29 protein-coding genes are annotated in these 18,897 nt (G+C 38.2%); 1 reads left to right on the top strand and 28 read right to left on the bottom strand.

Annotation, left to right across the window (positions count from 1 at the left end):
• The 27 genes from secY to ACQ86H_RS04785 all read right to left on the bottom strand — a co-directional run bounded on the left by secY (position 1) and on the right by ACQ86H_RS04785 (position 15,950).
• A complete protein-coding gene (gene secY, locus ACQ86H_RS04915) occupies positions 1-1,341 on the bottom strand; it encodes a preprotein translocase subunit SecY (RefSeq protein ID WP_121283861.1) in 1,341 nt (446 codons plus the stop codon).
• A 7-nt stretch (positions 1,342-1,348) separates the two neighbouring features.
• Positions 1,349-1,795, bottom strand: coding sequence for a 50S ribosomal protein L15 (gene rplO / locus ACQ86H_RS04910; RefSeq protein ID WP_025145210.1), 447 nt, complete (start codon positions 1,793-1,795; stop codon positions 1,349-1,351).
• Positions 1,796-1,898: 103 nt separating this feature from the next.
• Entirely contained in the window at positions 1,899-2,078 is a 180-nt protein-coding gene (gene rpmD / locus ACQ86H_RS04905; protein WP_010599892.1) for a 50S ribosomal protein L30, read from the bottom strand.
• 4 nt (positions 2,079-2,082) lie between these two features.
• Complete coding sequence (gene rpsE / locus ACQ86H_RS04900; RefSeq protein WP_010599893.1) at positions 2,083-2,601, bottom strand: 30S ribosomal protein S5; 519 nt, start codon at positions 2,599-2,601, stop codon at positions 2,083-2,085.
• A 17-nt stretch (positions 2,602-2,618) separates the two neighbouring features.
• Complete coding sequence (gene rplR / locus ACQ86H_RS04895) at positions 2,619-2,972, bottom strand: 50S ribosomal protein L18 (RefSeq protein WP_090501109.1); 354 nt, start codon at positions 2,970-2,972, stop codon at positions 2,619-2,621.
• Between the two features lie 5 nt (positions 2,973-2,977).
• Positions 2,978-3,535 carry a 50S ribosomal protein L6 gene (rplF, locus tag ACQ86H_RS04890; protein ID WP_090501107.1) on the bottom strand — a complete coding sequence of 186 codons (558 nt, stop codon included), beginning with the start codon at positions 3,533-3,535 and terminating at the stop codon, positions 2,978-2,980.
• 18 nt (positions 3,536-3,553) lie between these two features.
• The gene (gene rpsH, locus ACQ86H_RS04885) at positions 3,554-3,952 is read right to left on the bottom strand and encodes a 30S ribosomal protein S8 (RefSeq protein ID WP_010599896.1); all 399 of its coding nucleotides are present in this window, start codon (positions 3,950-3,952) and stop codon (positions 3,554-3,556) included.
• Between the two features lie 179 nt (positions 3,953-4,131).
• Positions 4,132-4,401, bottom strand: coding sequence for a 30S ribosomal protein S14 (gene rpsN / locus ACQ86H_RS04880; protein ID WP_025145214.1), 270 nt, complete (start codon positions 4,399-4,401; stop codon positions 4,132-4,134).
• Positions 4,401-4,967: a 50S ribosomal protein L5 gene (gene rplE / locus ACQ86H_RS04875; protein WP_138818417.1), complete on the bottom strand. Its 567-nt coding sequence runs from the start codon at positions 4,965-4,967 to the stop codon at positions 4,401-4,403. The genes rpsN and rplE overlap by 1 nt, the downstream gene beginning before the upstream one ends.
• Positions 4,964-5,305 carry a 50S ribosomal protein L24 gene (rplX, locus tag ACQ86H_RS04870; protein ID WP_138818418.1) on the bottom strand — a complete coding sequence of 114 codons (342 nt, stop codon included), beginning with the start codon at positions 5,303-5,305 and terminating at the stop codon, positions 4,964-4,966. Before rplX ends, rplE begins: the two co-directional genes overlap by 4 nt.
• A 1-nt stretch (position 5,306) precedes the next feature.
• Positions 5,307-5,675 carry a 50S ribosomal protein L14 gene (rplN, locus tag ACQ86H_RS04865; RefSeq protein WP_010599900.1) on the bottom strand — a complete coding sequence of 123 codons (369 nt, stop codon included), beginning with the start codon at positions 5,673-5,675 and terminating at the stop codon, positions 5,307-5,309.
• A gap of 1 nt (position 5,676) precedes the next feature.
• Positions 5,677-5,931 carry a 30S ribosomal protein S17 gene (gene rpsQ, locus ACQ86H_RS04860; RefSeq protein WP_010599901.1) on the bottom strand — a complete coding sequence of 85 codons (255 nt, stop codon included), beginning with the start codon at positions 5,929-5,931 and terminating at the stop codon, positions 5,677-5,679.
• Positions 5,932-5,944: 13 nt separating this feature from the next.
• Positions 5,945-6,157 (bottom strand): 50S ribosomal protein L29, encoded by a 213-nt coding sequence (gene rpmC, locus ACQ86H_RS04855; RefSeq protein WP_025145217.1) that lies wholly within the window; start codon positions 6,155-6,157, stop codon positions 5,945-5,947.
• A 73-nt stretch (positions 6,158-6,230) separates the two neighbouring features.
• On the bottom strand, positions 6,231-6,653 hold the full coding sequence (gene rplP, locus ACQ86H_RS04850; RefSeq protein WP_010599903.1) for a 50S ribosomal protein L16: 423 nt from the start codon (positions 6,651-6,653) through the stop codon (positions 6,231-6,233).
• A 40-nt stretch (positions 6,654-6,693) separates the two neighbouring features.
• A complete protein-coding gene (gene rpsC, locus ACQ86H_RS04845) occupies positions 6,694-7,539 on the bottom strand; it encodes a 30S ribosomal protein S3 (protein WP_090501104.1) in 846 nt (281 codons plus the stop codon).
• A 7-nt stretch (positions 7,540-7,546) separates the two neighbouring features.
• Entirely contained in the window at positions 7,547-7,909 is a 363-nt protein-coding gene (gene rplV, locus ACQ86H_RS04840; protein WP_138818419.1) for a 50S ribosomal protein L22, read from the bottom strand.
• A 7-nt stretch (positions 7,910-7,916) separates the two neighbouring features.
• Positions 7,917-8,120: a 30S ribosomal protein S19 gene (gene rpsS, locus ACQ86H_RS04835; protein WP_431294031.1), complete on the bottom strand. Its 204-nt coding sequence runs from the start codon at positions 8,118-8,120 to the stop codon at positions 7,917-7,919.
• A 61-nt stretch (positions 8,121-8,181) separates the two neighbouring features.
• Positions 8,182-9,006, bottom strand: a complete 825-nt coding sequence (gene rplB / locus ACQ86H_RS04830; RefSeq protein WP_431294030.1) for a 50S ribosomal protein L2 — start codon at positions 9,004-9,006, stop codon at positions 8,182-8,184.
• 20 nt (positions 9,007-9,026) lie between these two features.
• Positions 9,027-9,317, bottom strand: a complete 291-nt coding sequence (gene rplW / locus ACQ86H_RS04825) for a 50S ribosomal protein L23 (protein ID WP_025145221.1) — start codon at positions 9,315-9,317, stop codon at positions 9,027-9,029.
• A gap of 1 nt (position 9,318) precedes the next feature.
• Positions 9,319-9,948, bottom strand: a complete 630-nt coding sequence (gene rplD / locus ACQ86H_RS04820) for a 50S ribosomal protein L4 (protein ID WP_138818421.1) — start codon at positions 9,946-9,948, stop codon at positions 9,319-9,321.
• A 4-nt stretch (positions 9,949-9,952) separates the two neighbouring features.
• The gene (gene rplC / locus ACQ86H_RS04815; RefSeq protein ID WP_057932251.1) at positions 9,953-10,570 is read right to left on the bottom strand and encodes a 50S ribosomal protein L3; all 618 of its coding nucleotides are present in this window, start codon (positions 10,568-10,570) and stop codon (positions 9,953-9,955) included.
• Between the two features lie 278 nt (positions 10,571-10,848).
• Positions 10,849-12,105 (bottom strand): hypothetical protein, encoded by a 1,257-nt coding sequence (locus ACQ86H_RS04810; RefSeq protein WP_138818422.1) that lies wholly within the window; start codon positions 12,103-12,105, stop codon positions 10,849-10,851.
• An 82-nt stretch (positions 12,106-12,187) separates the two neighbouring features.
• Positions 12,188-12,583, bottom strand: coding sequence for a DUF1634 domain-containing protein (locus ACQ86H_RS04805; protein WP_138818423.1), 396 nt, complete (start codon positions 12,581-12,583; stop codon positions 12,188-12,190).
• Complete coding sequence (locus ACQ86H_RS04800) at positions 12,583-13,416, bottom strand: sulfite exporter TauE/SafE family protein (RefSeq protein WP_138818424.1); 834 nt, start codon at positions 13,414-13,416, stop codon at positions 12,583-12,585. Before ACQ86H_RS04800 ends, ACQ86H_RS04805 begins: the two co-directional genes overlap by 1 nt.
• A 675-nt stretch (positions 13,417-14,091) precedes the next feature.
• Positions 14,092-14,685 (bottom strand): hypothetical protein, encoded by a 594-nt coding sequence (locus ACQ86H_RS04795; protein WP_138818425.1) that lies wholly within the window; start codon positions 14,683-14,685, stop codon positions 14,092-14,094.
• Between the two features lie 9 nt (positions 14,686-14,694).
• Complete coding sequence (locus tag ACQ86H_RS04790) at positions 14,695-15,096, bottom strand: hypothetical protein (protein ID WP_431294029.1); 402 nt, start codon at positions 15,094-15,096, stop codon at positions 14,695-14,697.
• A complete protein-coding gene (locus ACQ86H_RS04785) occupies positions 15,093-15,950 on the bottom strand; it encodes an NAD(P)-binding domain-containing protein (RefSeq protein ID WP_431294028.1) in 858 nt (285 codons plus the stop codon). Before ACQ86H_RS04785 ends, ACQ86H_RS04790 begins: the two co-directional genes overlap by 4 nt.
• 210 nt (positions 15,951-16,160) lie before the next feature.
• Here ACQ86H_RS04785 and ACQ86H_RS04780 point away from each other — a divergent pair, with 210 nt between their 5' ends.
• Complete coding sequence (locus tag ACQ86H_RS04780) at positions 16,161-16,733, top strand: hypothetical protein (protein WP_431294027.1); 573 nt, start codon at positions 16,161-16,163, stop codon at positions 16,731-16,733.
• Between the two features lie 794 nt (positions 16,734-17,527).
• Here the strand turns inward: ACQ86H_RS04780 and ACQ86H_RS04775 are convergent.
• The gene (locus ACQ86H_RS04775; RefSeq protein WP_431294026.1) at positions 17,528-18,871 is read right to left on the bottom strand and encodes a deoxyguanosinetriphosphate triphosphohydrolase; all 1,344 of its coding nucleotides are present in this window, start codon (positions 18,869-18,871) and stop codon (positions 17,528-17,530) included.
• Positions 18,872-18,897: the final 26 nt, after the last annotated feature.

The raw sequence follows: 18,897 nt of genomic DNA, 5'->3' as shown, positions 1-18,897 counted from the left end.
CTACAACGCTGCGTTGCTACTTGCAGCAGGAACTCCTGTTCTGCCAGTAACTCTACCCGTTTTCATCAAACCATCATAATGGCGCATCAATAAATAACTTTCGATCTGCTGTAAAGTATCCAATACAACACCCACTAAAATCAATAAAGAAGTACCACCGAAGAAGTGCGCAAACTCTTGTTTAATACCAAACTTAACTGCTAAAGAAGGTAAAATAGCAATGATCGCTAAAAATACTGCACCTGGAAAAGTGATTTTAGAAATTACATCGTCAATAAAAGTTGATGTTGCAAAACCTGGCTTAATACCTGGGATAAAACCACCGTTTTTCTTCATATCATCACTCATCTGAGTTGGATTAACTGTAATGGCAGTATAGAAGAAAGTAAATGCGATAATTAAAAATGCGAACGTTAAGCTATAAGCCAACGAAGTTGTGTTACTGAACTGGATTAACCAAGAACCTTGTAATGAAGGAACAAACTGCATTAAAGCACCTGGAATGAACATTAACGCCTGAGCAAAAATGATCGGCATCACACCAGCAGCATTAACCTTTAAAGGAATGTACTGACGAACACCACCAAACTGGCGGTTACCAACAATTTTCTTAGCGTATTGTACAGGTACTTTACGTACACCTTGAACAATTAAAATGGTAAACATTACCACCGCAAATAAAGCAACGATCTCTAAAACCAATGCAACAGGGCCTCCACCTTCACTAGATGAGCCTACACGCGCACTAAATTCTTGAGAAATTGCAACAGGTAAACGGGCAATAATACCAACCATGATGATTAGTGATGTACCGTTACCAATACCTTTATCTGTAATTTTTTCACCTAACCACATTACAAATAATGTACCTGCTGTTAATACAAATGTAGATAACACTAAAAATAAAGTATTTGGCAACAAAATAGCTTCTGCAGGAACTTGCGTTTTAACGTAACCAACAGATTGAACGATTGTGATCGCTACCGTAAGGTAACGGGTAATCTGGTTCATTTTCTTTCTACCACTTTCGCCCTCTTTCTGCATTTTTTGGAAAGAAGGAACAGCAATACCCAATAGTTGCACCACGATGGATGCAGAGATATAAGGCATTACCCCCAATGCTAAAATAGACACACGAGAGAAAGAACCTCCGGCAAACATATCTAGTAAGCCTAAGATTCCTGATTTTTCGTTATTGCCTAAAGCAGTTGGATCTACACCTGGTAAAACCACGTGAGATACGAAACGGTATACCAAAAGAATTAAGAGCGTAAACAATATACGCTCTTTTAATTCCTGAATTTTCCAGATATTACTTAAAGTAGTAAATAGCTTCTTCATTTAATAATTACAATTTTACAATAGAACCACCTGCAGCTTCAATAGCTTTTTGTGCGGTTGCAGAGAACGCATGTGCCGTAATTTCCAGCTTTGCTTTAACTTCACCACGACCTAAAATTTTAACTAAGTCGTTTTTAGAAGCTAAACCATGTGCTTGTAAAGCAGCAAAGTCGATAGTTGTTAAGCTGTGTTTTTCAGCTAAAGCTTGTAAAACATCTAAGTTTACACCAACATACTCAGTACGGTTGATTGGTTTGAAACCAACTTTAGGCACACGACGTTGTAAAGGCATTTGACCACCTTCAAAACCGATTTTAGTTTTGTGACCTGAACGAGAACCCGCACCTTTGTGACCACGGGTTGAAGTACCGCCACGACCAGAACCTGTACCACGACCAATTCTTTTGCTGTTTTTTGTAGAACCTACTGCAGGTTTTAAATTACTTAAATTCATCTTTTTGAATTTGTGTTGCCCTTCGCTTTCACTAAACAGGTACAACGATTAAACATATATAAAGGTAATACCGGTTTTACCCAATATTACCTTTAAAACTTTATTAAATTGCTTCGATTGCTACCAAGTGGTTCACTTTGCGAACCATACCGATAATCTGTGGTGTAGCTTCAACCTCAACACTTTGGTTCATTTTAGATAAACCCAAAGCCTGAACGGTTCTTTTTTGGCGCTCGCTTCTGTCGATAACGCTTTTTACTTGTGTTATTTTGATCTTAGCCATGATATTATCCGTTAAATACTTTGTTTAAATCAATACCACGGGTTTGAGCTACCGTATAAGCATCGCGCATTTTAGTTAACGCATCAACAGTTGCTTTTACCACGTTGTGTGGGTTGGATGATCCTTTAGATTTTGCCAATACGTTGTGTACACCAGCACTCTCTAATACGGCACGCATCGCACCACCAGCAATTACTCCGGTACCTACTGCAGCTGGTTTGATTAAAACAAAACCACCTGAGAATTTACCGATTTGCTCGTGAGGAACAGTACCGTTTAAAATTGGAACTTTTACCAAATTCTTTTTAGCATCATCCACACCTTTAGCGATTGCTTCAGTTACCTCTTTCGCTTTACCTAAACCGAAACCAACAACACCGTTTTCATCACCTACAACAACAATTGCTGAGAAGCTGAAAGTACGGCCACCTTTGGTTACTTTGGCAACACGTTGTATACTAACCAAACGATCCTTTAATTCGATATCGGTGGTTTTTACTCTTTTTATATTAATAGTTGACATCTTACTTTTTCTTCAGATTAAAATACTAAACCAGCTTCGCGGGCACCCTCTGCCAACGATTTTACACGACCGTGGTATAAATAGCCATTTCTATCGAAAACAACTTCTTTAACACCTGCTGCAATTGCTTTTTCGGCAACTAATTTGCCTACTGCAACTGATTGGTCGCTCTTGTTTCCAGTACCAGTAAAATCTTTCGATAATGATGATGCTGATGCTATTGTTGTACCGGTTACATCGTTAATTACCTGCGCATAAATCCCTTTATTGCTTCTATATACAGATAACCTTGGACGTTCTTCTGAACCGGTAAGTCTTTTTCTGATCCCTTTTTTAATACGATCTCTTCTTGATAATTTTTTACCTGCCATGATTACTATTTTTTAGATGCTGATTTACCTGCTTTTCTTCTTAACACTTCACCTACAAACTTGATACCTTTACCTTTGTATGGCTCTGGTGCACGTAACGAACGGATTTTCGCTGCTACCTGACCGATCAATTGCTTGTCGGTACTCTCTAAAATGATTTTAGGAGTCTGACCTTTTTCTGATTGCGTAGTTACGGTAATTTCCGCTGGCAATTGGAATACATAATGGTGAGAATAACCTAAAACCAGATCTAATGTATTACCTGTGTTTGTAGCACGGTAACCAACACCTACTAATTCTTGAGTTAATTTATAACCTTCTGTAACACCAACAACCATGTTGTTAAGCAATGAGCGATATAAACCGTGTAATGCTTTGTGTTTCTTTTGATCTGATGGACGTTGAACTGTTAAAATTCCATCTTCCTGACTTACAGTGATATCTGAATCTACTGCTTGTGTTAATTCACCTTTTGGTCCTTTTACAGTTACTACGTTATCTTTTGATACGGTAATTGTAACACCTGCAGGGATTGTAATTGGGGCTTTTCCTATTCTTGACATTGTGCTGTTCTCCTAATATTAATAAACGTGACACAATACCTCACCACCAATGTTTAATTTGGCTGCTTCTTTATCGGTCATTACACCTTTAGAAGTAGATAAGATTGCGATACCTAAACCGTTTAATACTCTTGGCATATTTTCAACACCAGCATAGTTTCTCAAACCTGGTTTACTTACTCGCACTAATGTACGAATAGCAGGAACTTTAGTAATTGGATTGTATTTCAAAGCAATTTTAATAGTGCCTTGAACTGTAGTATCTTCAAACTTGTAGTTCGCGATGTAACCTTTGTCAAAAAGAACTTTAGTAATTTCTTTTTTAAGGTTTGATGCAGGAATTTCTACAACACGGTGGTTGGCCTTAATGGCATTCCTTACTCTTGTTAAATAATCTGCTATTGGATCTGTATTCATTTTTTATTGTTTTTGATAGTGGTTTCCTTCTGCTACCCAGCTGTGGGACCTGCTACCGGTTAAAATTCTTTTTTAGTAAGACATAAGTATCAAGTAATAAGATACAAGTATCAAGTCCAATATGGTCCTGATACTTGCTGCTCTATACTTGATACTACAGTACTTGATACTATTCTATATTACCAGGATGCTTTTTTAACACCTGGTATTTTACCGTCTAGTGCCATCTGGCGGAATGTTACCCTTGAAATACCAAAGGTACGCATATATCCACGAGGACGACCAGTTAATTTACAACGGTTGTGTAAACGTACCGGAGATGAGTTTTTAGGTAATTTATCTAAACCCTCGAAATCTCCTGCAGCTTTTAATACTGCACGTTTTTCAGCGTATCTAGCTACCAATTTTTGGCGCTTAACTTCGCGTGCTTTTACACCTTCTTTTGCCATTATTCTGCTGTTTTTTGATTTTTAAATGGTAATCCGAATTGTTTCAATAACTCAAGAGCCTCAACATCAGATTTTGCCGAAGTTACGAAAGTTATATCCATACCTAAAATTTTATTGATTTTATCGATATTAATCTCAGGAAAGATGATTTGCTCAGTAACACCTAATGTATAGTTACCTTTTCCATCAAATCCTTTATCATTAATACCTTTGAAATCACGGATACGAGGCAAAGCTACAGAGATCAAACGATCTAAGAACTCGTACATGTTGTTATCGCGTAAAGTAACACGTACACCTACCGGCATACCTTTACGTAATTTAAAGTTAGAGATATCTTTCTTTGAACTAGCCGGAACCGCTTGCTGACCAGTAATGGTAGTCAACTCAACGATAGTGGTATCCATAATTTTCTTATCTGTAACAGAAAAACGACCAACACCCTGATTGATACAGATTTTTTCCAATTTAGGAACCTGCATTACAGTTTTGTACTGAAATTTTTCTTTTAGTGCATTTACAACTTCTTCTTTGTATTTGCTTTTTAATCTTGGTGTAGCCATTATTTAATCTCCTCTCCTGAAATTTTAGCAACTCTAACTAATTTACCATCTGCGTTAAGTTTACGACCTACGCGGGTAGTTTTACCAGATTTTGGATCAACCAACATCAAGTTAGAAATGTGAAGAGCAGCTTCCTTTTTAATAATACCACCGTTTGGATTAGCAGCATTTGGTTTAGTATGCTTAGATACTAAGTTAATGCCTTCCACAATGGCTCTGTTTTTATCTATAAGTACTGAAAGTACTTTTCCTTGTTGACCTTTTGAATCGCCAGCAATGACTTTAACTAAATCTCCTGTGCGGATTTTAAGTTTTGATGGTGTATTTACTTTGTTTCCCATTTTATAATACCTCCGGTGCTAATGATACAATTTTCATGAATTGTTTTTCACGTAGTTCTCTCGCAACCGGGCCAAAGATACGTGTACCTCTTGGCTCATCCTGTGCGTTCAATAATACAGCAGCATTATCGTCAAAACGGATATAAGAACCATCTTTACGACGGATTTCTTTTTTAGTTCTTACAACAACTGCTTTAGAAACTGTACCTTTTTTAATGTTACCAGAAGGTAACGCGCTTTTTACGGTAACAACTACTTTATCACCAATTGAAGCATAACGTTTGCCGGTTCCACCTAGCACGCGAATTACTAATACTTCTTTTGCGCCGCTGTTATCAGCAACGTTTAATCTTGATTCCTGTTGTACCATCTTATTTAGCTCTTTCTAAAATTTGTACCAATCTCCAGTTCTTGTTTTTACTCAAAGGACGAGTTTCCATAATCAATACAGTATCACCGATACCACATTCATTTTTCTCGTCGTGAGCCATAAATTTGGTAGTTTTCTTTACGAACTTACCATAAATCGGGTGTTTTACTTTACGTTCCACGCTCACTACAACAGATTTATCCATCTTGTTGCTTACCACTAACCCGGTTCTTGTTTTTCTTAATTGTCTTTCCATGTCGACTCTCAAATTATTTAGTTTCAGTAGCTGACTCAGTGTTTTTCACTTTAGTCAACTCAGTGTTTAAACGGGCTATGTCTTTCCTTACTTTTGCAATACGTGAAGGATTTTCGATAGCTGAAATAGTGTGAGCAAACTTCAATTTTGATAAGTTCTCTTTTTCTTCCGCAATCTTAGCTACTAATTCTTCTTTTGAAAGCCCTGTGATTTCTGAATTTTTCATTTTTCTTTTTCTTTTACGTTGAGTGTAGCGGTTATAATAAACAAGTATTTACAACATTCACCTCAACACTTTACTATGCTTCTACGTAATCTCTACGTACTACGAATTTGGTTTGGATCGGTAATTTCTGAGCGGCTAAACGCAATGCTTCTTTAGCAACTTCTAAAGGCACACCTTCAGCTTCGAAAATTACGCGTCCAGGTCTTACAACTGCTACCCAATACTCAGGAGCACCTTTACCTTTACCCATACGTACCTCAGCAGGTTTTTTAGTTACCGGTTTGTCCGGGAAGATCCTGATCCACACTTGGCCTTCACGTTTCATGAAACGAGTTACGGCAATACGGGCAGCCTCTATCTGACGACTTGTGATCCAAGTAGCTTCTAGAGATTTGATACCGAAAGATCCGAATGCTAACTCAGCTCCACGAGAAGCTAAACCTTTCATTCTGCCTTTTTGCATCTTCCTGAACTTCGTTCTTTTTGGCTGTAACATTTTATTTTGTTCTAATCGTTAAACGATGTTAATAAATCAATTATTTACGAGGACCTCTGTTAGCGCCTGCGCCACCACCTCTGTTTGCACCACCCTGGCCTGGACCACGACCACCGCCTTGGTTTCCACCACGTCTGTCGTTACCACCGCCACGGTTATCTCTTCCACCACCACGGTTATCTCTTCCACCGAAAGCTGGCTTATCTGATGCGCCTTTTGGACCGTTGTTTGTTGCACCAATGTTTGGAGACAAATCACGTTTTCCATAAACCTCACCTTTACAGATCCAAACTTTAACACCTATTTTACCATAAGTAGTTAAGGCTTCAGCTAAAGCGTAGTCGATATCAGCACGGAATGTATGTAAAGGCACTCTTCCTTCTTTGTACTGCTCAGTACGTGCCATCTCAGCACCACCTAAACGACCAGAAGTCATGATTTTGATACCTTCAGCACCCATACGCATGGTTGATGCGATAGAAGATTTCATTGCTCTACGGAATGAGATCCTTGCTTCTAATTGTTTTGCAACACCTTCTGCAACTAATTGTGCATCAAGTTCCGGGCGTTTAATTTCAAAGATGTTAATTTGAATTTCCTTTTTAGTCAATTTCTTTAACTCTTCTTTGATTTTATCAACCTCAGCACCTGCTTTACCGATTACAATACCCGGACGAGCTGTGTGGATAGTAACTGTAATACGTTTTAACGTACGTTCGATTACCACTTTAGCAACACCGCCTTTTGCGATACGGGCAGAAAGGTATTTTCTTATTTTCTCATCTTCAACTAATTTATCGGAGTAGTTGTTGCCACCGAACCAGTTAGAATCCCATCCTTTGATAATTCCTAACCTGGCACCTATTGGATTTGCTTTTTGTCCCATTTCCTAATTAGTTTTGAGTTGTTTCTGTACTTTTACTATCTACAATCAGCGTTACGTGGTTAGAACGTTTACGAATTCTATATCCACGGCCCTGAGGAGCCGGACGTAAGCGTTTTAACTGACGGCCACCATCAACCATTACTGTTTTTACAAAAAGTTGGTTTTCTTCAGCAGTGGTACCTTCATTTTTAGCTTCCCAGTTTTTGATAGCAGATAATAATAATTTCTGAACTCTTATTGCTGCTTCTTTATTGGTAAACTTTAAAATGCTTAATGCTTTCTCAACACGTTCACCTCTGATAAGATCTACAACCAAACGCATCTTACGCGGTGAGGTTGGACAATTGTTTAATTTTGCTATTGCTTCCATTGTCTAATTATTTTTTCTTTTCAGCGTGTCCTCTGAATGTTCTGGTTGGAGCAAATTCTCCCAACTTGTGACCAACCATGTTTTCTGTAACGTACACAGGGATAAATTTATTTCCATTGTGTACAGCAAATGTATGATTCACGAAATCTGGTGATATCATTGATCTGCGAGACCAAGTTTTGATTACAGACTTTTTGCCTGAATCATTCATAGAGTTTACTTTTTCTCTACGTTATGGTCAATATAAGGTCCTTTTTTTATCGAACGAGCCATTATTTCTTCCTTCTCTCTATGATGTAACGATTAGAATATTTTTTAAGTTCTCTGGTTTTGAAGCCTTTAGCTAAAACACCATTTCTTGAACGTGGGTGACCACCTGATGATCTACCTTCACCACCACCCATTGGGTGATCGACAGGGTTCATCGCTACCGGTCTGGTTCTCGGACGACGGCCCAACCAACGTTTACGACCTGCTTTACCTAATACTTCGTTTGCATGATCTGAGTTAGATACAGCACCGATAGTAGCAAGACAAGTAGTCAGGATTAAACGGGTTTCGCCTGAAGGCATTTTTAAAGTAGCATATTTACCATCGCGGGCAGCTAATTGTGCATAAGCACCTGCACTACGAGCCAATTGTGCTCCTTTTCCAGGGTGAATCTCCACGTTGTGGATAATAGAACCTAATGGAATGTTCGATAATTTTAAAGTGTTACCTACTTCTGGTGATGCTGTGTCGCCCGACAATAATACCGAACCAACTTGCAATCCTTCAGGAGCGATGATATAACGCTTCTCGCCATCTGCATAGTGTAATAATGCGATGCGGGCAGTACGGTTTGGATCGTATTCAACAGTAGCTACTGTTGCAGGAATATCGAATTTATCGCGTTTGAAGTCGATTAAACGATATGATTTTTTGTGACCACCGCCCATGTAGCGCATAGTCATTTTTCCTGTATTGTTACGTCCACCAGACTTTTTTGATGATACAACCAATGATTTTTCGGGCTTGGTTGCTGTAATCTCCGTAAAACTAGCACCAACTCTGAAGCGGGTACCTGGAGTAACTGGTTTAAATTTTCTTAAGCCCATAGTTATAATGAATTATTAAATTAAAGGGTTGCGTAATAATCTATTGTTTCGCCGTCTTTTAACGTTACGATTGCTTTTTTGTATTTCGGGCTACGGCCTGAAACAAAACCTGCTTTAGTGTAACGAGATTTAGCTTTTCCATCAACAACCATTGTGTTAACTGCAACGATAGTTACACCGTACAACTTTTCAATAGCAGCTTTGATTTGGATTTTGTTAGCCTTGTGGTTAACGCTAAATGTGAAACGGTTAGATTTCTCAGTTAAAGCTGAAGCTTTTTCGGTTAATATTGGTTTTTTTAAAATTTCCATATTATTTGGCAAACGCCTCCTCCAAAGTTTTAACAGAATCAGCAGTTAACACAAGTACACCAGCGTTTAATACATCATAAGTATTTAAATCTGCCGCCGAGATTACTTTAGTTTTCTGAATGTTTCTGCTTGATAAATAGATATTATTATTTTGCGCAGGTAAAACCAATAAAGTTTTCTGTGTACCCACGTTTAACGCAGTCAATAAACTGGTATAGTTTTTAGTTTTAGCTGTATCGAAGTTGAAATCTTCTACAATTACCACGTTGTTATCTTTGGCTTTATAAGCTAAAGCAGATTTACGTGCTAATGATTTTAATTTCTTGTTCAATTTAAAGCTATAATCACGTGGCTGAGGACCGAAAACACGACCACCACCGTTAAATAACGGAGATTTAATGCTACCTGCTCTTGCACCACCTGTACCTTTTTGTTTGTATAGTTTACGAGTTGAACCAGCAATCTCATTACGTTGTTTAGATTTGTGAGTACCTTGACGTTGATTAGCCAAATACTGTTTTACATCTAAATAAATCGCGTGGTCGTTAGGCTCGATACCAAATACCGATTCAGGAAGTTGCACCTTGGCACCTGTTTCTTTACCTGAAATGTTTAATACTTTAACTTCCATCTGATTACTTGTCTAAGATTACGTAAGAACCTTTAGCTCCTGGAATGGAACCACTAACTACTAATAAGTTTTGCTCAGCATAAACTTTCAAAACCTGTAGGTTCTGAATTTTTACCCTGTCTCCACCTGTTCTTCCTGCCATGCGCATTCCTTTGAATACACGTGATGGGAATGATGATGCTCCCAATGAACCTGGGGCACGTAAACGGTTATGCTGACCGTGAGTCTGCATACCAACACCGGCAAATCCGTGGCGTTTTACAACACCTTGAAAACCTTTACCTTTTGAGGTACCTACAACATCAACAAAATCGCCTTCTGCGAATGCGTCAACGGTTACTACATCACCTAAATTAAGTGAAGTTGTAAACGAATCGAATTCTACCAGCTTGCGTTTCGGAGTTGTGTTTGCTTTCGCGAAATGGCCTTTTAACGGTTGAGTTGTGTTTTTCTCTTTTTTCTCATCGTAACCCAGTTGGATTGATGAATACCCGTCTTTTTCTTCGGTCTTTACTTGTGTAACTACACAAGGCCCAGCCTCGATTACCGTACAAGGAATGTTTCTTCCTTCGGCATCAAAGATACTGGTCATTCCTACTTTTTTTCCAATAATTCCTGACATTTTATCTTTTCTTTTTAACACCCATCGAAGCAGTAGGGCTTCGTTCAAGGTGGTTGTACATCCCCCGAAAGGGACGGCAAAGATAGACAAGAATTATTAATTTTCAAATAGTTAGCTAAATATTTTTTCAAATAAATTGCTGATATGATGGGATTTAACCTGAAAAGGAAGGTTAATGGGCTGTTGGAGCATTTAAAGCAATAGCTATAAATTTGATTAAAAGCATTTTAGATCTTATTTAAGGTTTAAAAACACTTTAATTTGATCAATTTTTGCCTTTAGTATGGCTCTCCCAGTTTGGCTTTTATCCGCGGTAAAAGATCAAGTATTGCATTCTCACTACAAGCATATTTATAAATCTCGATAATCAGCGCATCGCTGCAGTTTATGGCATCAATTAAATTATCCTTAGCTAAAAAATATTGACATAATGCAGCATAAAAAAGCATAAACTCGCCTTCTGCAAATGCTGTTCGCTGTGGGAATGCTTCATCAAGGTTATGCTTTTTATTCAATAACTTTAAGCCCTTGTCCAATTCACCATCAACCATCGCGGCATGGGCCACATAAAGTCTTAAGTATAAGAAATCAGGAAAAAGCTGCATCCCCTTTTTAGCTATGGCATCAGCCTTTGTATGAAGTCCAAAAACTTTATATTGCAAAAATAATTCTGCGTAAAATAATGGCATATCGGGGTTTTTGATAAGAAAAGAATGAATCTGATTAAGACTTTCGACACTTTTGACATCAAAAATCGACCCATATTCTTTGGCACATTCAATAATACGATCATCCAGTTCATCATTGAGGCTGTAAAGTCCGGAATCCACCTTTTGGTCCCAAATTTCGGCAATATGATCTTTATTTAAGGTAGCGGCTTCGCTTTCCCCAAATTTATCACGGTAAGCGCCAGTGAAAGTGTAGTATATCAGCTTAAAACTTTGCTCTTTATCGTCTTCAATAATTTCATCATCCTCAAACTCATCTTCATAATAAAACAGATAATTACCCGCTCCAACATTTTTATCTAAGGTAGCCAGTATTTGCTTTATTTTGGCAGGATTATCATTTGGTCCAACAAAATATGCAGGTACGCCATCTTCTCCAAATTCGATATCAATTAACGGGATGTGATCATCGTCTTCTTCTAATATAAATTGTGTTATTGCCCAATCTTTATGTGGTTTAAAACCACAATCATTAGCAAAAGCTTCAGCACCATAGATGATATTATGTAATTTATCATATTCTATTTCATCGCCCTGTATGTAATCCACACAATCTTCCAGTTCTTCTTCTGATACATTAAACTTAAAAGTAGTATCCTTAACCCCTAAGCATTTCATATCTACAAGGTACATACCTAAGGTAAAATTCCCATTAGTATGCCTGCGGCTAACCATTGCATTTGCAAGACCCGCTTCTTCCCAATCGCGACTGATGTAACAGTTACCCAACTCCAGTTCTCTAGCACGGGTTTTGATAAAATTCTCTGGTTTTTGAAACAGTTGAACAACTTTTCCAGATTTTGCCATTAGATTTAATTTTAAGCCACAATTTTACGCGTTTAAATTAAAATCTTAATAGTTTTTTCAATAAAATAATTTTTAAACCAAGTTAATGTGCCAAACCACCATTTAAACTGATGGTTATGATGGTTAAAATGATGATCCCAATCAGTACATAAAGGTAATCGCGTTCTATTAAAAAGCTGAAGATAGCAAAAACAATGCGTGCAATCGGCGTAAAAATAAGCATCAGGATACCAAACTGCACAATGGCATCGCCCTGGAAAGTTAATACACCTTTAAAAATTGCAGCTATGGAAGAAAAATTGTTTAGTTCGGGTTTAAAAACTTTATAGTTGGTAAAAGCCCCTTTATTATGAATGAGGAAAATGGCGCCACCGATTAATACAATGCTCATTGAAATAATTACGCCCGCCCGCAGAAGTGTACCCAGAATTACCTGGATATCTTTATCGTTCAGATTTTCTTTTTTTGCTGTATCCATTATAATCCGCTTATTCCTTTATAAATCATCTGCAGGGCTAAAAAGGCCACTACTATTGCAAATACAATTTTCAGTTTATCGGTTTTGGTCCTTAATAAAACTTTAGATCCTAAAGAAGCACCTGTTAAAACCCCGATACATACCGGCATAGCAATACCTGGATCAATTTGCCCGCGGTGCAGGTACACCACCGCACTAGCTGCAGCGGTAACGCCCATCATAAAATTGCTTGTGGTGGTTGATACCTTAAAGGGTAAACGCATAATGTTATCCATCGCAATTACTTTTAGGGCTCCGCTCCCGATACCCAGCAAACCAGACAATGTTCCTGCAAAAAGCATCATCAGAAAACCGCCTGGTACATGTTTTACAGCATAAGGATGATCAATGCCTTTATCAGGAAACGAGCCGTTCAGTTTAAAAAATTTGGCCCATTTATCGGTATCATCCAAAGTGGTATGGTCTACCTTCTTCTTTAAAGTCATGATGGCAGAAAAGATGAGGATGCAGCCAAAAAGAATGGCAATGTAATTGGCATTTAGGTAAACAGCCACTATTGCTCCGCAAACCGCCCCTATTGTGGTCGCGATTTCCAAAAACATCCCGATCCGGATATTCGTGATACCCTCTTTTACATAAGCTGCAGCCGACCCTGATGAGGTAGCAATTACCGAAACAATAGATGCGCCAATGGCATAATGAATATCAACACCCAGGGCCAAAGTAAGCAATGGAATAATAATTACACCACCGCCTAAACCGGTTAGCGAGCCTAATAATCCGGCTAAAAAGGCACCTAATAAAACGATAAGTGTAAACAGCAATACCGACATGCGGGCAAATATAATGTACTGTTTTTGCCTAAACGAAGGATTAAAGGAATAAAATAAAGTCTATATGTTATATGGATGATGTAAGATGGAGGTGGAAAATGGAAAGGCGTACAGGAGATGCCAATAATGCAAAGGAGATTTAATGGTATGGCGTAACTAGACTATACGGATTTGGTTAGCAGTAATTTTATATGATATACGGTAACAATATTTTTCGAAGGCCCGCCAACTGCCATCATTATTTATTTTATATTTATCCAAAGCATATTTCTCGGGATTTTCACTAAGCGCAATTACATTGCTTTAGACTCTTTAAAATATGCCATACTAGTGCGTGATGAACTTATTGATTTAACAATCAAAAACCTTTTTTAGTTCTAATCTTCCTCTATAATTCCAAACAACTACCATTTAATGGCTTCGGCTTTCAACTGATCAGCAGAAATAAAGTTTCCCTTTTCAATTTCAGAAGTCCCTTCTTCCAGATCGGCATTATACTGCTCCAGGGCTTGAGGCTTATCAACATTATAATTTAAGCCTAAAGCATCTAAAACAGACTTAACAGCTTTTCTGATTTCTTATTATCGATATTTAAAGTTAAAGTGATTATAAAAATAAAAGGCAGAATTGTTTGATTGTTGAGATTGTTTTATTGTCAATTTTTGTTGAGCTTAATTAAGATTTATAATAAAGCTTACTTTCTTTATTTACATCAACATCCCGGAAACTTTCCAACAGCTCAAAAGCAATTTGCCTAACTGTTTCGGCTATTGGAGAAATCGTTGATTTGTTGCCATTGGCATCTTTAACCGTCCAGCCTGAAGTATTTAGAGACAGTGGATTGGAACTGGCCAGCGATTTTATTATTTTAGCTCTGGTAAAAGGTAAACCATCAGAATCAATAATTACTTTTTTATTGTTCCACCAGTTTTCTTGTGTCACGGCTTTTAAAGCAGCATGGTCTAACCTGGCGACATAGCCCCAACCCTTTCCCGCACTGTGCTCCAGTTTTAATAAGCCAATAAAATTGGTGAGGCTTTTGGAGTTGTAAATCTCAGAACTGCAATACAGCTCAAGATGACTTAATTTAAGCTGACTCACCAATGCTTTTGAATGATCAGCGTTATGGAAAATCACGGCAATTTTTTCGGCAATTGATGGAATAACAATATCAGTTCCGTTATCGTACTCAACACAAAGTATTTCTATCGCTCTTAATTGTTGTTGCAACAGCGAAACCAATTCAGGTTTATTCGGAATGGTCTTCATCCTTAATAGCTACTTACCTAATCGCTTAATCATCTCTGCACTTAAATCCCTACCATCATTTAAACGGTTCGCGAAAAATGACTTGGCAGCTTCGAAATGTTCTTTGTAACCTTTTAAATCGCCATAACCAATAATCGATGCCCATTCGTGCACAGCAGTATGGAATTCCAAATCGTCGCCACGGATAGATTTATCATATAAAGCGGTATTAATCGACTCTTCCAGCATTTCTTTGTTCTTAAAAAGATATTCGGCAATACCCAATCTCAGTTTAAAAGGTGGTGTTTGGCAGATCAGGTTATCGTAAGGGTTTACGCCCATTTTATACCAGGCATATACCATACTCAGCAAACTTAAATGCGAATTAGGTTTTTGTTTATGGCTGGCATCAGATAGACTGAATTCTTTCATGATGTTATCGTCCAATAGTAGAAGCGACCTACTTTCATGAAAAACGAAATCGCGGGCCGCGTAAATTTTTTCCTGAATTCGGTTTCATTTTCACAGATCATCAGTTTAAACAGTTCAGATTCTGCCTGGGCATAATATTTCACCTGCTTTTGTGCATAAGGGTTTAAAATGGCCAAACCTGCATAAATGTGAGATTTATAGCTGAAAATTCTGAGCGTGGTCAATATTTTCACGTTATCGATTCCACCTGCATAGGCAGGATTATCCCAGGGGAAGAAACCGGCATTTTTCCAGGCAGAGCCCATGCTCTCGAAGCCCATGTGCGTTACAGCCTGTGTATCGGCCACGATACGGTCGTGTTCTCTATAATCGTCCATTTCAATAATGTTCGATTTTAAAGATTTATAAACCTCAAGGGCCTGCGCATAAACTTCATCTGTAGCACGATGACGTACCACCACAAGCGTTTGCCCCTCAGGACTAAAAGCAGGACCATGTAAAGAATGGCAGGTTACAATCTGGGTATCGTTTGGAAGGTATTTTTCAAAAGCCGCAATTTCCGGATGCTTAACTGATGTCTGGCCAGAAACAATTGCACCATATTTAGTAGAACGTGCAAAAACGGCTACCACTTCATCAATTTTTTCGGCTTCAACGCAATAGATGATAAAGTCAGATTTACGTGCTACCTCATGGCCATCAATTAAAACTTCGATTCCTTTTGGCTCCAGCTCATTTTTTAAATCTGCAAAACGCAAAGGCATATCTGCCCCAAATACTTTATAACCTGCATTTATAAACGATACAGCGTACAATTTGCCCATATCGCCTAAACCAATAATTCCTATTTGCATAAAACAAATGTAACCTATCGCAAATAATTTTATAATAAAACTTAGATAAAATTGTTATTTAACATGTTAAACACAAATATTTTTGTTCTACCGTTCCTAAACTTAACTTAAAAATATTAAACGGGAAATAGATAAAAATGTAGTTTTACATTCAAACACCTATATTTAAACTATGCAGAAAATTAAACACATCCTATTTTTTTAGGCGCTATGCTATTTTTAAACGTTGCGTTTGGGCAGGTTAAGCCAGACACGACGAAGAATACAGACCCTTCGTTAAACGGGCAGTATAACTTTATGTTATCGAAATCTAAAAGTTTGTATGGCGCAAGGCTGATTAATCCGAGCCGGTTATCTTCTTTATGGAAAAGTGTTAACGACACGCTGAAAAAGGAACGCAAGCAATTGCAGGAAGCCAGGCAGGAAATTAAAGCACAGGCCGGCAATATTTCGAGTTTAAAAGGTGAAGTAACCGGAAAAGAAAACTCGCTGGCCAACGCTACCGCTTCGGTTAACGAAATTAAGTTTTTAGGAATTGCCTTTGATAAAGGCACTTATAATACCATTGTGTGGACAATTATTATTGTGTTAGGCATAGGTTTAGCCTTTGTTATTTTCCAATCTGGCAAATTAAGGCACGAAGCAAAGTACAGAACAGCACTTTACCAGGAAGTAGCCGATGAATTTCAGGCGCATAAAGTAAAGGCAAAAGATAAAGAAATGAAACTTGCCCGTGAGCTTCAGGACGAACGGAATAAATGGGACGAAGGCAGGGGAAGATAAAAGATTAACCACAGATGCAAAGATCAACACGAAGAAATTTGCTTGCATCTGTAACAATCATTAGATTATTCGAATTAGTGTCAGATGGCAACATTCTGACACCACTGGTTGTATCAGAAACAAAGTTTGTCATCCTGAGGGTTAATTATTTCATAAAATCAATATAAAACACAGATCTTTTTGGCAAAATAGTAGGCAGCGTGAGATCGTCATTCCCAACTCGATTGGGAATCGTAGTGCAAGCGCTTTAAGATTCCCGCATGCGCCTATCGTGTGGACACATCTTTTAAGTATTTTTAGGCGTTTTGCTAACTAACTTTAATAAAGCACGGATTATAACCAAGGACGCTGTCAATCCCAAGAGCCGGGGAAATCAAAAAAACAGGTGCACAACAGTAAAAATGGCAGTAACAAACCTGAAACGCAGTGGTTTTGTGTTCATAATCGATAATTTAATTTTTAAAAAATATATAACACAAAACGAAGTGTCACTGTTTTTTATGCGCATGAGATTGTGTAAAAGGCTCATTGCTGGATCCGATAGCCATCGGATGACAAAGCGCTTTGGGTACTTTGGCGCTCCAAAGTACCATGCCCCGCGGCATAGAGCGATAGAAGAATGTTATAATTAATTGTGTCAACACGATAGGCATGCGCGGGAATGACGACCATTCTGTTGGAGCCTGTCAATGATAGCTGCAGCGACATTTGGCAACCTGAACTCAATCAAAGCCAAATCCAGTTCCTTCAATTGATGAATTGCGAGCGGTTTATTTTACCTAAAAACTACAGCTTTAGGTTTCTGAAGGAAAGGATATTCCCTTAATATTCCGGTATAAATCTACAGCATATAGGTCTGTCATTCCAGAAACGAAGTCTAGTACACTCTGTATAATAGAATAAATATCGGTCAAATCAGTATGATATTGTTTAGGAATAAGTTTAACCAGTTTTTTGTAATAGTGTGTATTGTTATGAATAAGTGCAGGAACAAACTCTTCTAATAAACCAGCCATAATTTTATAACCTGCCACCTCTTTCTGTATAACCGACGAGAAATTATATATGCGTTCCACTGAGATTTTTTCTACAGCTTTCCAGGCCGAGATATAGGGTTCGGGCAGTAAATCGGTTAAACTATGGTTGAGTTCACCCTTTAGTAGTTTTTCTTGTTCTCTAAAAAATATAGCTGCACATTGGTTTGTTAAGGTATTAATCGCTTTAGCGCGGAGCAGGCCAATTTTGGCATCATCGTCTTCGTAATCGTTTTTTAAACGCTCTTCAATTGTGATTGAATTGGCAAAAGGCAACAGGTAGTTTTTTACCTCTTCGTACGACAGGATTTTTAAACGGTGTGCATCTTCCAGATCAATGATACTGTAACAGATATCATCGGCAGCTTCTACCAGGTAAACTAAAGGATGGCGTTTATAAATGAGGTATTCATTATCTTCCTGCTCCAGGTGAAGTTCATCTGCAATCTTTTTGAAACTCTCTTCTTCTGACTGGAAGAAACCATATTTTTTACGGTGCAAAAGCCCCTTTTGTTTGCCAGCAATTGAGGCACATGGATATTTGGCAATAGAGGCTAAAGTAGAATAAGTAAGCGCATAAGCATCATTTCCTTTTCCCTTCAACGGATGAGTAAGAATGCGGATGGCATTGGCGTTTCCTTCGAAATTAATCAAGTCGTGCCATTGCGTTTCGCTCATTTCTTTCTGGTAAACCTTACCATCACCATCGGTAAAATAGCGCGAGATGGCTGCTTCTCCTGAATGTCCAAAAGCCGGATTACCCAAATCGTGGGCTAAAGCAGCCGCAGCCACAATATTACCTACTTCATTAATTAAAGGAACATCTTTAATGAGTTGCGGCTGATGTTCTTCTATACTTTTTAAAAATATATTTGCCATTGAACGGGCCACACTTGCCACTTCTAAGCTGTGGGTTAAGCGGTTGTGCACAAAAACACTTCCAGGTAATGGGAAAACCTGGGTTTTATTCTGCAATCTTCTAAACGGGGATGAAAAAATTAAACGGTCATAATCGCGCTGAAAATCTGAACGCGCACGATCGGTACTGGCACCATATTGTTCCTGTCCGTACCGTTTATTCGAAAGTAAATATTTCCATTCCATGCGTTCAATTAATTTGGGGCGAAGTT

Origin of the sequence: Pedobacter sp. P26, from assembly GCF_050632135.1 — a bacterium.
Classification (GTDB): Bacteria; Bacteroidota; Bacteroidia; order Sphingobacteriales; family Sphingobacteriaceae; genus Pedobacter.
The sequence above is the reverse complement of the archived record's forward strand: the minus strand, read 5'-3'. Positions and strand labels throughout refer to the sequence as shown.

Excerpts from the sequence above, each read along its gene's own strand:
- ACQ86H_RS04785 (WP_431294028.1), bottom strand. The coding sequence starts at position 15,950 with ATGCAAATAGGAATTATTGGTTTAGGCGATATGGGCAAATTGTACGCT.
- rplX (WP_138818418.1), bottom strand. The coding sequence starts at position 5,305 with ATGGGAAACAAAGTAAATACACCATCAAAACTTAAAATCCGCACAGGA.
- rpsS (WP_431294031.1), bottom strand. The coding sequence starts at position 8,120 with ATGAATGATTCAGGCAAAAAGTCTGTAATCAAAACTTGGTCTCGCAGA.
- ACQ86H_RS04810 (WP_138818422.1), bottom strand. The coding sequence starts at position 12,105 with ATGGCAAAATCTGGAAAAGTTGTTCAACTGTTTCAAAAACCAGAGAAT.
- rplB (WP_431294030.1), bottom strand. The coding sequence starts at position 9,006 with ATGGGCTTAAGAAAATTTAAACCAGTTACTCCAGGTACCCGCTTCAGA.
- rpmD (WP_010599892.1), bottom strand. The coding sequence starts at position 2,078 with ATGGCTAAGATCAAAATAACACAAGTAAAAAGCGTTATCGACAGAAGC.
- rpsN (WP_025145214.1), bottom strand. The coding sequence starts at position 4,401 with ATGGCAAAAGAAGGTGTAAAAGCACGCGAAGTTAAGCGCCAAAAATTG.
- ACQ86H_RS04805 (WP_138818423.1), bottom strand. The coding sequence starts at position 12,583 with ATGGATACAGCAAAAAAAGAAAATCTGAACGATAAAGATATCCAGGTA.
- rpsH (WP_010599896.1), bottom strand. The coding sequence starts at position 3,952 with ATGAATACAGATCCAATAGCAGATTATTTAACAAGAGTAAGGAATGCC.
- rplW (WP_025145221.1), bottom strand. The coding sequence starts at position 9,317 with ATGGAAATTTTAAAAAAACCAATATTAACCGAAAAAGCTTCAGCTTTA.
- rplC (WP_057932251.1), bottom strand. The coding sequence starts at position 10,570 with ATGTCAGGAATTATTGGAAAAAAAGTAGGAATGACCAGTATCTTTGAT.
- rpsQ (WP_010599901.1), bottom strand. The coding sequence starts at position 5,931 with ATGGAAAGACAATTAAGAAAAACAAGAACCGGGTTAGTGGTAAGCAAC.
- ACQ86H_RS04780 (WP_431294027.1), top strand. The coding sequence starts at position 16,161 with ATGCTATTTTTAAACGTTGCGTTTGGGCAGGTTAAGCCAGACACGACG.
- rplN (WP_010599900.1), bottom strand. The coding sequence starts at position 5,675 with ATGGTACAACAGGAATCAAGATTAAACGTTGCTGATAACAGCGGCGCA.
- rplV (WP_138818419.1), bottom strand. The coding sequence starts at position 7,909 with ATGGAAGCAATAGCAAAATTAAACAATTGTCCAACCTCACCGCGTAAG.
- rplF (WP_090501107.1), bottom strand. The coding sequence starts at position 3,535 with ATGTCAAGAATAGGAAAAGCCCCAATTACAATCCCTGCAGGTGTTACA.
- ACQ86H_RS04800 (WP_138818424.1), bottom strand. The coding sequence starts at position 13,416 with ATGTCGGTATTGCTGTTTACACTTATCGTTTTATTAGGTGCCTTTTTA.
- ACQ86H_RS04790 (WP_431294029.1), bottom strand. The coding sequence starts at position 15,096 with ATGAAAGAATTCAGTCTATCTGATGCCAGCCATAAACAAAAACCTAAT.
- rpsC (WP_090501104.1), bottom strand. The coding sequence starts at position 7,539 with ATGGGACAAAAAGCAAATCCAATAGGTGCCAGGTTAGGAATTATCAAA.
- rplP (WP_010599903.1), bottom strand. The coding sequence starts at position 6,653 with ATGTTACAGCCAAAAAGAACGAAGTTCAGGAAGATGCAAAAAGGCAGA.
- secY (WP_121283861.1), bottom strand. The coding sequence starts at position 1,341 with ATGAAGAAGCTATTTACTACTTTAAGTAATATCTGGAAAATTCAGGAA.
- rplD (WP_138818421.1), bottom strand. The coding sequence starts at position 9,948 with ATGGAAGTTAAAGTATTAAACATTTCAGGTAAAGAAACAGGTGCCAAG.
- rplO (WP_025145210.1), bottom strand. The coding sequence starts at position 1,795 with ATGAATTTAAGTAATTTAAAACCTGCAGTAGGTTCTACAAAAAACAGC.
- ACQ86H_RS04775 (WP_431294026.1), bottom strand. The coding sequence starts at position 18,871 with ATGGAATGGAAATATTTACTTTCGAATAAACGGTACGGACAGGAACAA.
- ACQ86H_RS04795 (WP_138818425.1), bottom strand. The coding sequence starts at position 14,685 with ATGAAGACCATTCCGAATAAACCTGAATTGGTTTCGCTGTTGCAACAA.
- rpsE (WP_010599893.1), bottom strand. The coding sequence starts at position 2,601 with ATGTCAACTATTAATATAAAAAGAGTAAAAACCACCGATATCGAATTA.
- rpmC (WP_025145217.1), bottom strand. The coding sequence starts at position 6,157 with ATGAAAAATTCAGAAATCACAGGGCTTTCAAAAGAAGAATTAGTAGCT.
- rplR (WP_090501109.1), bottom strand. The coding sequence starts at position 2,972 with ATGGCAGGTAAAAAATTATCAAGAAGAGATCGTATTAAAAAAGGGATC.